Annotated in this window: 12 protein-coding genes and 1 rRNA gene; 9 read left to right on the top strand and 4 right to left on the bottom strand. The window is 69.4% G+C overall.

The window, feature by feature from the left end; genetic code table 11:
- Nucleotides 1–88, top strand: a 5S ribosomal RNA gene (gene rrf / locus ACIP5Y_RS32200); the annotation flags it as partial.
- A gap of 156 nt (nucleotides 89–244) precedes the next feature.
- On the opposite strand, the gene ACIP5Y_RS32195 is transcribed toward rrf, so the two are convergent.
- On the bottom strand, nucleotides 245–1714 hold the full coding sequence (locus tag ACIP5Y_RS32195) for a hypothetical protein (protein ID WP_400355817.1): 1470 nt from the start codon (nucleotides 1712–1714) through the stop codon (nucleotides 245–247).
- On the opposite strand from ACIP5Y_RS32195, the gene ACIP5Y_RS32190 reads away from it, so the two are divergent.
- From ACIP5Y_RS32190 to ACIP5Y_RS32180, 3 genes are all read left to right on the top strand, one after another.
- A complete protein-coding gene (locus ACIP5Y_RS32190) occupies nucleotides 1658–2653 on the top strand; it encodes a hypothetical protein (RefSeq protein WP_400355815.1) in 996 nt (331 codons plus the stop codon). The two genes, ACIP5Y_RS32195 and ACIP5Y_RS32190, sit on opposite strands and share 57 nt — an antisense overlap.
- 290 nt (nucleotides 2654–2943) lie before the next feature.
- Nucleotides 2944–3849: an HAD-IIA family hydrolase gene (locus ACIP5Y_RS32185; RefSeq protein ID WP_400355813.1), complete on the top strand. Its 906-nt coding sequence runs from the start codon at nucleotides 2944–2946 to the stop codon at nucleotides 3847–3849.
- A gap of 82 nt (nucleotides 3850–3931) precedes the next feature.
- Complete coding sequence (locus ACIP5Y_RS32180) at nucleotides 3932–4369, top strand: GNAT family N-acetyltransferase (RefSeq protein WP_400355811.1); 438 nt, start codon at nucleotides 3932–3934, stop codon at nucleotides 4367–4369.
- 4 nt (nucleotides 4370–4373) lie between these two features.
- On the opposite strand, the gene ACIP5Y_RS32175 is transcribed toward ACIP5Y_RS32180, so the two are convergent.
- On the bottom strand, nucleotides 4374–5132 hold the full coding sequence (locus ACIP5Y_RS32175) for a class I SAM-dependent methyltransferase (RefSeq protein WP_400355809.1): 759 nt from the start codon (nucleotides 5130–5132) through the stop codon (nucleotides 4374–4376).
- A 209-nt stretch (nucleotides 5133–5341) separates the two neighbouring features.
- Here ACIP5Y_RS32175 and ACIP5Y_RS32170 point away from each other — a divergent pair, with 209 nt between their 5' ends.
- The 4 genes from ACIP5Y_RS32170 to recN are packed head-to-tail and all read left to right on the top strand — an operon-like array spanning nucleotide 5342 to nucleotide 9353.
- Nucleotides 5342–5548, top strand: coding sequence for a hypothetical protein (locus ACIP5Y_RS32170; RefSeq protein WP_400355807.1), 207 nt, complete (start codon nucleotides 5342–5344; stop codon nucleotides 5546–5548).
- A 1-nt stretch (nucleotide 5549) separates the two neighbouring features.
- A complete protein-coding gene (locus ACIP5Y_RS32165; protein WP_400355805.1) occupies nucleotides 5550–6566 on the top strand; it encodes a TlyA family RNA methyltransferase in 1017 nt (338 codons plus the stop codon).
- On the top strand, nucleotides 6563–7603 hold the full coding sequence (locus tag ACIP5Y_RS32160) for an NAD kinase (protein WP_400355803.1): 1041 nt from the start codon (nucleotides 6563–6565) through the stop codon (nucleotides 7601–7603). The genes ACIP5Y_RS32165 and ACIP5Y_RS32160 overlap by 4 nt, the downstream gene beginning before the upstream one ends.
- The gene (recN, locus tag ACIP5Y_RS32155) at nucleotides 7581–9353 is read left to right on the top strand and encodes a DNA repair protein RecN (RefSeq protein WP_400355802.1); all 1773 of its coding nucleotides are present in this window, start codon (nucleotides 7581–7583) and stop codon (nucleotides 9351–9353) included. Before ACIP5Y_RS32160 ends, recN begins: the two co-directional genes overlap by 23 nt.
- A gap of 78 nt (nucleotides 9354–9431) precedes the next feature.
- Here recN and ACIP5Y_RS32150 read toward each other — a convergent pair whose 3' ends face one another.
- Nucleotides 9432–10679: an HRDC domain-containing protein gene (locus ACIP5Y_RS32150; RefSeq protein WP_400355800.1), complete on the bottom strand. Its 1248-nt coding sequence runs from the start codon at nucleotides 10677–10679 to the stop codon at nucleotides 9432–9434.
- Nucleotides 10680–10821: 142 nt separating this feature from the next.
- On the bottom strand, nucleotides 10822–11451 hold the full coding sequence (locus ACIP5Y_RS32145; RefSeq protein ID WP_397000795.1) for a DUF3000 domain-containing protein: 630 nt from the start codon (nucleotides 11449–11451) through the stop codon (nucleotides 10822–10824).
- Nucleotides 11452–11524: 73 nt separating this feature from the next.
- On the opposite strand from ACIP5Y_RS32145, the gene hemE reads away from it, so the two are divergent.
- On the top strand, nucleotides 11525–12592 hold the full coding sequence (gene hemE / locus ACIP5Y_RS32140) for a uroporphyrinogen decarboxylase (protein WP_400355797.1): 1068 nt from the start codon (nucleotides 11525–11527) through the stop codon (nucleotides 12590–12592).
- Nucleotides 12593–12620 lie beyond the last annotated feature (28 nt).

The following is a 12620-nucleotide window of genomic DNA, read 5'->3' as shown; positions in this document are numbered from 1 at the left end:
CGGTCCCATTCCGAACCCGGAAGCTAAGGCCACCTGCGCCGATGGTACTGCACTCGACAGGGTGTGGGAGAGTAGGACACCGCCGGAACATCCTTGCGAAAAGGGGACCCTCACGGGGTCCCCTTTTCTGCGTTTGAGCGCCCGTGCCGCGTGCACGCTCGAGCACGCGTGATTGAATTTGTGGTAGGCGGGAGCGTCCCGCCGGCCCTCACGCGAGCCAGCGCCGCGGCCGGGTACGGCAGGCTTACAAGACTAGAGAGGGATCACCGTGGCGGAGCAGAACGACGACCGCAAACCCTTCCGCCGTGACGGCGGTTCCGGACAGAGCGGCTCCAACCGGCCGGCGCGCGACAACTCGGGTGAAGGCCGCTCCTCCGGCCCCCGGCGGGAACGCAGCGAAGGCGGCCGCGACGGTGGTTTCAACCGCGGTGGCAACCGCGAAGGCGGCAGCTCGAACCGCGGCGACAGCGGCGGCTACAACCGCAACAGCGGCGGCGACCGCGGTGGCTTCAATCGCGACGGCGGCCGCGGTGGCCGTGACGGCGCGGACCGCGGCGGCTTCCGAGGCGGCGACCGCGACAACGATCGCGGCGGCTACAAGCGTCCCGAGAACCGTGATAACGAGCGTGGCGGATTCCGCCGTTCGGGCGGTTCGGGCGATGACCGTGGCGGCTTCAACCGTTCCGGCGACAGCCGTGAAGGCGGGTTCAACCGTGGCGGCGGCAACCGCGAGGGCGGCGGCTACAACCGCAACAGCGGCGGCGAACGCGGCGGATTCAATCGCTCCGGCGACAGCCGTGAGGGCGGCTTCCGTCGTGAAGGTGGCTTCAACCGTTCCGGTGAAGGCCGCGATGGTGGATCCAGCCGTGGCGGCAATCGCGAGGGCGGTTACAACCGTTCCGGCGAGGGTCGTGACGGTGGCTTCAATCGCGGTGGCAGCCGTGAGGGCGGATTCAACCGTGGCGGCGACCGCGAAGGTGGCTTCAATCGCGGTGGTGACCGTCGCGAGGGTGGCTACAACCGTTCCGGCGAGAGCCGTGAAGGCGGATTCAACCGTGGTGGCAGCCGTGAAGGTGGCTTCAACCGTGGTGGCAGCCGTGAAGGTGGCTTCAACCGTGGTGGCAGCCGTGAGGGCGGTTTCAACCGTTCCGGCGAAGGCCGTGAGGGTGGATTCAATCGTGGCGGCGATCGTCGTGAAGGTGGGTACAACCGTTCCGGTGAGGGACAGGGAGCCGGCCGTGAGGGTGGGTTCAATCGTTCCGGTGAGAACCGGGGTGGGTTCAATCGCGGTGGTGAGGGGCGCGGGTTCGCTAAGGATGGCGAGCGGCGCGACTTCGGCCGTGGCGATCGGGATGATCGAAAGAGCTTCGGGCGCAGTGGATCCGGGGACAAGCGGGACGGTGGGTTCGACCGCGGCCGGGCCGAGCGTCCTGACCGGGATCGGGAAGGATTCGGCCGCAAGCGGTCCGAGGACGAGTCGGTCGAGGGCGGTTCGCGCGCTGAGGGTTTCGAGCGCGAGGGCGGTAGCGGGCCGGATCGGCGACGGGGTGGTGAAGGCGCTCGGGTGAGCGGTGGCCGTCCGAGTGAGCGCCGGTCGTCTCGGCCGGACGAGCCGGAGCTGCCCGACGAGGTGCAGCCCTCCGATCTGGATTCGGCCGTGCGGCGCGATCTGCTGAGCCTGGACAAGAGCAATGCCGAGGCGGTCGCCCGCCATCTGGTGATGGTGGCGCAGCTGCTGGACGAGGATCCGGAGCAGGCGCTGCAGCATGCGCGGGCAGCTCGGCAGCGGGCCGGGCGTATTGCCGTCGTGCGTGAAACCGCCGGTGTGGCGGCCTATCACGCGGGCGAGTGGGCCGAGGCCCTCTCCGAGCTGCGTACCGCGCGCCGCATGTCCGGTGGCGCCGGCCTGCTGGCCGTCATGGCCGACTGTGAGCGCGGTCTGGGCCGTCCGGAGCGGGCCATCGAACTCGGCCGTAGCGACGAGGCGCGCATGCTCACCGGCGACGAGGCCACCGAACTGCGCATCGTGGTGGCGGGCGCCCGCATGGACCTGGGCCAGTACGACCAGGCCGTGGTGTCGTTGCAGACTCCGGAACTGGATCCGGCCCGCACCGGCCCGGCCGCCGCGCGGCTCTTCTACGCCTACGCCGAGGCGCTGCTCGCCGCCGGCCGTGAAGAAGAGGCCCTGACCTGGTTCATGAACGCCGCCTCCGCCGACGTGGAAGGCGATACGGACGCCGAGGAGCGTGCCGCGGCGCTCTCCGAAGGTGACGACGGCTCTGACTGGACGGCTGCCTTCGACGACGAGGACGAGGACGACCGGGACGCGGATGACGAGGCCGCGGACGATGAGGACTCGGACGACGAAGACTCAGACGATGAGGACTCGGACGAGATCTCGGATGAGGTTGCCGCGGAGACCGATTCGGCGGGCACCGACGCCGCGGAATCCCCGGCCGAGGTCGCCGACGAGGACGTCTCCGGCGCCACCGGTTCGGACGCGCCTGTCGAAGAGGCTGCCGGCGTGGCTGATTCGGGCGAGACCGAATCCGCGGAGCCTGTAGCCGAGGTTGCCGACGCGGCCGCGGAAGCGAAGCAGCCCGCGGCGAAGCCGGCGGATGACGCGGCCGAAGCAGCCGACTCGGCGAAGTAGAACACGACGAACCGCCCGGCGCACTGCCGGGCACGGCAAGCCCGGCAGCCGGCTCGGTGGTTACGGGCATTGAGCTGAGCGTGATGAGTGCCGGTGAGATGTGAAGGTTGAAGAGTGGCAGGCGCAGCAATGCGCCTGCCGCTTTTTTCGTTCTCTACCACCCCATTCGGCTCACCGAGTTGGGGCGGGTGGGGTGGTAGCGGGTAAGCCGGAGATACTGGGGGCGCTGGCCTGTGGGTATGGGATCGGGTCGGTGGTTTCGAGCCGGTCTATGTGAAAGGAGCGTCTGCATGCTGCTACGGGAGCGGTTCGGCGCACTGCTGTTGGATCTGGATGGCACGTTGTATCGGGGGCAGGAGGTGGTTCCCGGTGCGCCGGAGGCGCTTTCGGCCGCCGATGGGCAGCAGCTGGTTTATGTGACGAACAATGCGAGCCGGTCCGCGGCCGCGGTGGCGGAGCATCTGCACGAACTCGGGTTCGGCGCACGGGAAGACGAGGTCGTCACCAGCGCGCAGGCCGCGGCGCATATGCTCGCCGAGCGGCTGGACCCGGGCGCGGTGGTGCTGGTCGTCGGAAGCGATGACCTGGTCGCCGAGGTGAAGGCCGTTGGCCTGCAGCCGATCCGCCGGTTCGGCGGGGATGCGCCCGCCGCCGTGGTGCAGGGGCATTCGCCGAATACGGCATGGGCCGATCTGGCCGAGGCCGCGTATGCGCTGCGGTCCGGCGCGCTGTGGGTGGCGGCCAATACCGATGCCACCCTGCCGACCGAGCGTGGGCTGGCGCCCGGCAACGGTTCCATGGTGGCCGCGCTCCGGACCGCGTCCGATCGGGATCCGATCGTCGCCGGCAAGCCGTACGCGCCGCTGCTGGAGGATGCGCTGATACGGGCGGGTACCCGGGATGCGCTGGTGGTCGGCGACCGGCTCGATACGGATATCGACGGTGGTCATACCGTGGGCCTGGAATCCCTCATGGTGCTGACCGGGGTGAGCACGCTGGGTGACCTGCGCACCCGTTCGGCATATCAGCACCCCACCTATGTGGCGGAATCGCTTGACGCGCTGAATCATCCGGTCGCGGACACCCCGACGATCACCGACGAGGACGGCGATATCGTCGACGCGATCACTGCTCGCCTGCGCGAATACCCGGGCCGGGCGATTCCGGTGGCCGCGCCGCCGGTCGCCCCGAACTGATTCGTGACTCGCGAAGTGGACTTGTGAAGTTCCCTGGAATTGGCCCTGGGAAAGGACCACTGCGGTCGATACCGTCGACGGTATGAGTGAAATCAGGGAGATCGCGCTCGGGGAGACGAAGCTGGCCGGCCGGGCCATGCTGGCCTTGCGGCCGCGCTGGGAGACCGTGGACGCGATCGTCGACATCGTCGACAATCGGCTGCGCCCGCTGGGCTACCGGCTGATCGGCGTATTCGACGGCGTCTCCGATGAAGCGGTGTCGGTGCTGGGTTTCCGGGAGACCTTCACCTCGGCGTGGGGGCAGTTCGTCTACGTCGACGACCTGAGCACCCTGCCCGAGGCGCGCGGCCACGGCTACGGCGACTCACTCGTGCAGTGGGTCAAGGCGGAGGCGAAACGGCTCGGATGTGAAGCGGTACACCTGGATTCGGGTGTCGCCGCGGATCGTGCCCCCGCGCACCGGCTCTACATGCGGAACCATATGGCCATCACCTCGCATCACTTCTCCGTCGGAGTGTGAAGTCTCACAAAGGCTTTCGCGCCTCTATCAACGTGCGCGCCGAGTGGGCGACGAACGGCCCGTCGCTGCCGATCTGCTGGTGCAGCTCCCGCAGCCGCTCCCGGTAGGCGTCCACGGTGAAGCCCGGGACCAGCCAGATGACCTTGCGCAGGAAGTAGACGACCGCGCCGATGTCATGGAATTCCACGCGGAGTCGCTCGGTGCGGCATTGCGTGATCTCCAGCCCGGCGGCGCGCGCCCCGGCGGCCTCGGTCTCCGGATTGCGGCCGCGCCGGGCCTCCGGCTGCGGGCCCAGGAAGTATTCGACGAGCTCGAATACGCTCGCCGGTCCCACATGTTGCGCGAAGTAGCTGCCGCCCGGCTGCAGGACACGGGCGATCTCGGCCCACCAGATGGTGACCGGGTGGCGGCTGGTGACCAGGTCGAAGGCCGCGTCGGCGAACGGGAGGGGTGGTTCGTCCGGATCGGCGACGACGATCGCGCCGTGCGGATGCAGCAGGGCGGTGGCCTTGGCGATATTGGGCGGCCAGGATTCGGTGGCGACCATGGCGGGCGGGAAGACGGTGGCCGCGGCGAGCACCTCGCCGCCTCCGGTCTGGATATCGAGGGCGGCGCGAGCGGTGGCGAGGCGTTGCGCCTGCCGGCGCTGGTAGCCCCAGGAGGGACGTTGTTCGGTGGCGCGGCCGTCGAGCCAGCCGAAGTCCCAGCCTTCGACGGGCGCGGCGGCGGCCTCGGCGATCAGGTCATCGAATTCGCGGTCCATTCGCTCAATGCTTGCAGACCGGCGCAACCGATTTCGTGCACCGCGCGCTCGGGCGACCGTGCCCCGCGCCCGCGCGCTGTCCTTGACGGTATGTTCACGCGGTGGGGTACGTGTGTTCGAATGCGAGTTCGGGTAGCGTTGTCGCCACGATGACTACGCCGACCCCTCGCCCGCCGTTCCCCGCGCCGGGACCCCGTCCTGGGGTGCCGATGCCCGGGCAGCATTTGCCGGGCGCGAATCAGGAGTTCGCCGACCCGGATCGGGTGCGTACCGAGGTGGACGCGCTGCTGGCCGAATTGTCGGCCGGTGCGCGGGATTCGGTCTCCGACGGCACGGATCTGGTGCGGCGCGCCCGCATTCTGGAGCAGGCACACGATGTGCTCGTGCAGGCCCTGGCAACGGTGGACAAGATCTGAGGTGGCCAGACGCGCACGGGTGGACGCGGAACTGGTTCGCCGCGGATTGGCGCGATCGCGGGAACACGCGGTCGAACTGATCGCGGCGGGCCGCGTCCTGATCAATGGAACGGTCGCCACCAAGCCCGCGACCGGAGTCGAAACGGCCACGCCACTGGTGGTGCGCGACGAGCCCGATGAGGTGCAGTGGGCCTCGCGCGGCGCGCACAAGCTGCTCGGCGCGCTCGAGGCCTTCGAACCGCAGGGCGTATCGGTGTCCGGGAAACGCTGCCTGGATGCGGGCGCGTCCACCGGCGGGTTCACCGATGTGCTGCTCTCGCGCGGCGCCAAGGAGGTGGTGGCCGCCGATGTCGGTTACGGGCAGCTGATCTGGCGGCTGCAGAACGATGACCGCGTCCATGTGCACGACCGCACCAATGTTCGCGCCCTGACCCCCGAACTCATCGGCGGCCCAGTCGAATTGGTGGTCACCGACCTGTCCTTCATCTCGCTGGCCCTGGTGCTGCCCGCGCTGGCCGCCTGCGCCGCGCCGGGCGCCGATCTGCTGCCGATGGTGAAGCCGCAGTTCGAGGTCGGCAAGGAACGCGTGGGATCCGGTGGCGTGGTGCGGGCTCCGGCCCTGCGCGCCGAGGTGGTGCGCGAGGTGGCTGCCGCCGCCGCGGAACTCGGCCTGCGCACGCTCGGCGTGACCGCCAGCCCGCTGCCGGGTCCGTCCGGCAATGTCGAATACTTCCTGTGGCTGCGCAAGAACGCGCCGGCGGAAAGCTTGTCGTCCGGCAATGTCGAAACGGCTGGGCCGGATGCGGCGGCCGGGAGCCGGTCACCCGGTGGCGTCGGCGCAGCATCGGATGTCGCCGCCGGCGCCGCGGATTCGCCCAATGCGACGCTCGCGGCGGCCGAGACTGCCGCGAATGGTGGCGGTGTGGCGGCGCTCGTCGGCGGGTGGGCATACGATTCGGACGAGGCGGCGCGGGTTGCCGCGCTGATCGATCGGGCGGTCGAGGAGGGTCCACAGTGAACGCTGCGGGTGCGGCCAGGGAGATTCTGCTGGTCGCGCATCCGGGTCGGTCCGAAATCACCGAGACCGCGCATCGCGTGGCGAAGATCTTCGAGGATGCGGGGATCGGGCTGCGCGTGCTCGACGACGAGGCGTACAGCACGCGGTTCGATGTCGACGACAACGGTGTGCCGGACTGCTATCCGGTACGGGTCATGGAGCACAATCCGGACGCCGCGCGCGGCTGCGAGATGGTGCTGGCGCTCGGTGGTGACGGGACGTTCCTGCGTGCGGCCGAATTGGCGCGCAATGTGTCGGTGCCCGTGCTGGGAATCAACCTGGGCCGTATCGGGTTTCTGACCGAGGCCGAGGCGGAGGGCCTGGACGAGGCGCTGGCGCAGGTGGTGCGCGGCGATTACATGATCGAAGAGCGCATGACCATCGATGTCGGTGTGCGCGTGGATGATGTGGTCGTGGAACGGGGTTGGGCGCTCAACGAAGCCAGTATCGAGAATGCCGCGCGCATGGGCGTTCTCGAAGTCGTGCTGGAGGTCGACGGGCGGCCCGTGTCCTCGTTCGGATGCGACGGTGTGCTGATCGCAACGCCCACCGGTTCCACCGCCTACGCGTTCTCGGCGGGCGGGCCGGTGGTGTGGCCCGAACTCGAAGCGCTGCTGGTGATTCCGAGCAATGCCCACGCGCTGTTCGCGCGGCCCCTGGTGACCAGCCCGGAGTCGCGGATCGCGGTGGAAACCGTTGCGACGGGCCATGACGCGATAGTTTTCCTCGACGGCCGACGCACCCTCGCACTGCCGCGGGGCGGCCGGGTCGAAACGGTCCGCGGGGCCGAACCGGTGCGGTGGGTACGGCTCGATTCCGCGCCGTTCGCCGATCGGATGGTGCGCAAATTCCAGTTGCCCGTGACAGGCTGGCGTGGCCGCCCGTCTGTGCGGTCAGGCGCGGAGGCGGCAGCTAGCGTAACCACGCAGCGCCCGAGCGCAGGCGAGATAAAAGACCGCCGAACGGAGAGCACGAGTGCTGACAGAGATCAGGATTGACGGGCTGGGCGTAATTTCCACCGCCACCGCACAATTCCATGAGGGTTTGACCGTTCTGACCGGTGAGACCGGTGCGGGCAAGACGATGGTCGTGACCAGCCTGCACCTGCTCAGCGGCGCCCGCGCCGACGCGGGCCGGGTCCGGCTGGGCGCGTCCCGCGCCGTCGTCGAGGGCCGGTTCACCGTCGACGAGGTGCACGACGGCGCCCGCAACGAGGTGGCCGAAGTGCTCGAATCCTCCGGCGCGGAACCGGATGACGACGGCAGCATCATCGCCGTCCGCACCGTCGGCAGCGACGGCCGCTCCCGTGCCCACCTGGGTGGCCGCAGCGTGCCGGCCTCGGTGCTCGGCGACTTCACCGGGCCCCTGCTGACCGTGCACGGCCAGAACGACCAGCTGCGGCTGCAGCGCCCCGACCAGCAGTTGCACGCCCTGGACCAGTTCGCGTCGGACTCCGTTGCGGCGCTGCTGAAGAAGTATCAGAAGGCGCGCAAGACCTGGCTGGACGCGCGGAATCAGCTGCTGGAGCGGACGGCCCGCAGCCGCGAGCTCGCGCTGGAAGCCGACCATCTGACGCAGTCGCTGAACGAGATCGACGCCGTCGCACCGGAACCGGGGGAGGACGAGAACCTGGTCGCCGAGGTGCGGCGACTGTCCGACCTGGATTCACTGCGCGAGGCCGCCTCGGCGGCCCACGACGCGCTCGCCGGCCCCGCGGACAGTCCGGGTGAGGATTCGGGCGCCCTGGACCTGCTCGGCACCGCCCGCGCGCGCCTGGACACCGCCGACGACCCCCTGCTGACCGCCCTCGCGCCGCGGCTGGGCGAGGCCATTTCCGTGGTGGTCGACCTGACCACCGAGCTCAGCTCGTATCTGTCGGATCTGCCGTCGGATCCCGGTGCGCTGGAATCCATGCTGACCCGGCAGGCGGAACTGAAGACCCTCACCAGGAAATACGCGCCGAATATCGACGGCGTCATCAAGTGGGCGGATGAGGCGCGTACTCGCTTGGCCTCCTTGGATGTTTCCGAGGAGGCGTTGTCCGCGCTGGCGGCGGAGGTCGAGTCGGCCGCGGAGAAGGTGCGCGATACCGCCCGCAAGCTGACCACGGCCCGCACCAAGGCCGCCGGGAAGCTGGCGACCGCGGTGAGCACCGAACTGGGCGGTCTGGCCATGGGCCGGGCCCGCCTCGAGGTCGGCATCGCGCCCGTCCTTGCGGGCGTACAGGATTCGGCCCCGCTCGAAGTGGACGGCAAGGAACTGCACGCGGGCTCCACCGGTGTGGACGAGGTCGAATTCCGCCTGGCCGCGCACTCCGGCGCGCATCCACTGCCCTTGAGCAAGAGCGCTTCCGGTGGTGAGCTCTCCCGCATCATGCTCGCCCTCGAGGTAGTGCTGGCCAGCTCCGAACACGGCACCACCATGGTCTTCGACGAGGTCGACGCGGGCGTCGGCGGCCGCGCGGCCGTCGAAATCGGCCGTCGCCTGGCCAGTTTGGCCCGCACCCACCAGGTCATCGTCGTCACCCACCTGCCGCAGGTGGCCGCCTTCGCCGACACCCACCTGGTGGTCGACAAGGTCGACGACGGCAAGGGCGTGAAATCCGGCGTCCGCTCCCTCACCCAGGACGAGCGAATCATCGAACTCGCCCGCATGCTGGCCGGCATGGGCGACACCGAAACCGGCCGCGCCCACGCCTGGGAGTTGCTCACCACCGCCCACGCCGAGAAGGTCGGCGCGGCCAGCTAGAGCGAAAAGCCCGCGAACAGCACATCAGCGAGGGGATATCGGACGAATCCCCTCGCTGATGTGCTGTTCGTGCTTGGTTCAGTCCTTGGGTGGATAGAGCGCGGCAGCCAGCCGGGGTACGGCGAGTTCTCTTTGCCAGGGGCGTGCGCCGCCCGCGGCCAGGAAGTCGTCGATGAGGTCCGGCGCCTTGCCGTCCGCCACCGCGCGCGGCAGGCCGTCCCAGCACATGCGGCGGAGCAGGTCGGGGGTGAGCAGGTTCTCGACGGGGATCGAGACCTCGCCCGAAAGCTCCGACATCGCGGCGCGGGCGCGCTGCAGGCGGGCCGCGGCGGCCGGATCGCGGCGTTCCCAGCGGTTGACCGGCGGCGGGCCGTCGAACGGCTGGGTCAGCGGCGGCAGTTCATTGTCCGGCAGGGCGCGGGCGCGTTCGATGGCGCCGAGCCATTCGCGCGAGTAGCGGCGCTGGCGGGGGCCGCCGAAGATCGGCAGGGCGCGCAGCTGGGCAATGGTCTTCGGCTCGTTGGTGGCCGCGGCGACGATGGCCGAATCGGGCAGGATGCGGGCGGGAGCGACGTCGCGGAGCCGGGCCAGGCGGTCGCGGGTGGTCCAGAGTTCCCGGACCACGGCGAGCTGGCGGGTACGGCGCAGGGCGTGGATGCCGGAGGTGCGGCGCCAGCGGTCGGCCTTCGGGGCGGACGGCTCGGCGGCCCGGACGTGCTCGAATTCTTGTGCGGCCCAGTCGGATTTACCCTGCTCATCGAGCTCGACGGCGACCGCGTCGCGGAGTTCGAGGAGTAGCTCCACATCGAGGGCCGCGTAATTGAGCCACTCGTCGGGCAAGGGACGGGTGGACCAGTCGGCGGCGCCGTGGCCCTTCTTCAGCTCCCGGCCGAGTAGGCGTTCGACCATGGCGGCGAGCCCGACGCGTTCATAACCCGCGAGTCGGCCACCGAGTTCGGTGTCGAACAGCCGGGCCGGGTAGAGGCCGAGTTCGGCCAGGCCGGGTAGATCCTGATCGGCGGAGTGCAGCACCCACTCCAGGCCGTTGATGGCCTCGGCGAGCGGAGTGAGATCGCCGTCGACCGGGATCGGGTCGATGAGGAAGCTGCCCGCGCCTGCCCGGCGTAACTGGATCAGGTAGGCGCGGTTGGAGTAGCGGAAGCCGGAGGCGCGCTCGGCGTCGACGGCTAGGGGGCCGGTACCGGCGGCGAGGAGGCGAGCAGCGTCGGCAACTTCGGCGGCGGAGTCCAGTACCGGCGGCACACCGTCCACTGGCGCGAGCAAAGGGACCGCGACAGTGGTTTCCGGTTCTTCTGGTACGGACATGTTCTTGAACTCTACTGATAGGTCAGGGGCTGCCCGCGTCACGTCGGTGAAACAGCAACCCGGAGCAAGACGCCGGTCGAGTGCGAATGGTAACCAGCGTTCACGGATTTGGTTGCAGTACAGAAGTTCTCGGCGGATCCGGTCAGTCCGGATCGTCGACGCGGCGGTGGATGTCCAGCCGGGTTACGCCCGCGGGCGGCAGGCCCGCCGCGTAGGCGAGCACCTCGCAGAAGGCTTCCACATGCGGGCGCATCTCGGTATCGCCCACGGTCCACGAGGCGCGGAGCTCGAGCTGGTGCGCGCGCGGCGGGCCGGCGATATCGCCGTAGCGGACCGAACTGGTGGAGGTGACCGTGCCGCCGAGCGCGGTGAACGGGGTGCGGGATTCCAGCGAGTCCACCAGCCAGCTCCACGCCACCTCGGGCAGCAGCGGGTCGGCCGCGAGCGCCGAATCGATGTCGGCCTGGATGTAGGCCACCAGCCGGAAGACACCGTGCCAGGCTTCCTGCCCGTTCGGGTCGTGCAGCAGGATCAGGCGGCCGAACGCGTCACCGTCGGAATCGACGGGCACCACATTGGTGTCGGGTCGAGTGACTTCCGCACCCAGCGCGTAGGAGTACGGGGCCAGGCGCTGCGGAGGACGGATCGGTGCGAGCTCTATACGAGGATGCACTGATGCGGTTCCCATCGCCTCGACCGCGGCGCGGAACCTTGCGGGTTCTTCGGGCTCCGGGGTCGGTGCGGCGCCGTCGCGGAAGTCGAGCGGTGTCACGAAAGGCACCGTAGACCTCTCGGGTGCGGTGTAGTGAGAGGCGCGCCGCCGGGCCCCACTACGATGAGCCGTGATGAGCACTCACACCCGACGCCAGTTGACCGACGCCCCCCTCCTCGTCGCCGCTGCCGGTGGCGTACCGCATCGGCGTCCGGTGTGGTTCATGCGGCAGGCCGGTCGATCGCTGCCGGAGTACCGGGAGCTGCGCACCGGAATCGGCATGCTGCAATCCTGTTTCGATCCGGAGCTGGTGTGCGAGATCACCATGCAGCCGGTGCGCCGCCACGATGTGGATGCGGCAATCCTGTTCTCCGACATCGTGGTTCCGCTCAAGGCCGCCGGCATCGACCTGGACATTGTCGCGGGAGTCGGTCCGGTGGTTGCGAATCCGGTGCGCACGGTCGCCGATGTGCGGGCGCTGCCGCGGCTGCGGCGCGAAGAGGTCGGCGCGGTCACCGCGGGAGTGGGACTACTGCTCGACGCGCTCGGTGACACTCCGCTGATCGGGTTCACGGGCGCGCCGTTCACCCTCGCCTCGTACCTGGTCGAGGGCGGGCCGAGCAAGAACCACGAGATCACCAAGGCCATGATGCTCGGCGATCCGGAGACCTGGCATCAGCTGATGAGCGCGCTCACCGATATCACCATCGAATTCCTGCGCGCGCAGATCGACGCGGGCGTGGATGCGGTGCAGCTCTTCGATTCCTGGGCGGGCGCACTGACTCTCGCGCAGTACCGCGAATACGTGATGCCGCATTCGGAACGCGTCTTCACCGAGATCGCGTCGGCCGGTATCCCGCGCATCCACTTCGGCGTCGGCACCGGAGAACTGCTGGGCGCCATGGGCGAAGCCGGCGCGGACGTGGTCGGCGTCGACTGGCGAGTCCCCTTGACGGAGGCCGTGCGGCGCGTCGGCTCCGGAAAAGCCTTGCAGGGCAACCTCGATCCGGCCGTCCTGTTCGCGGGCCCGAAGGCCATCGAATCCGAGGTCCGCCGCATCGCTCACGAAGCCGACGAGGCCATCACCCTCGGCGCGAAGGGGCACATCTTCAACCTCGGCCACGGTGTCCTGCCCAATACCGATCCGACCGTCATCACCGATACCGTCGCCCTCATCCACAGCCTCCCCGCTCCGCTGTAGAAGCGGTCTGTCGAGGGCCCTTGCGGAT

Origin of the sequence: Nocardia sp. NPDC088792 (assembly GCF_044750615.1) — a bacterium.
In the GTDB taxonomy this organism is placed as follows: domain Bacteria; phylum Actinomycetota; class Actinomycetes; order Mycobacteriales; family Mycobacteriaceae; genus Nocardia.
The sequence above is the reverse complement of the archived record's forward strand: the minus strand, read 5'-3'. Positions and strand labels throughout refer to the sequence as shown.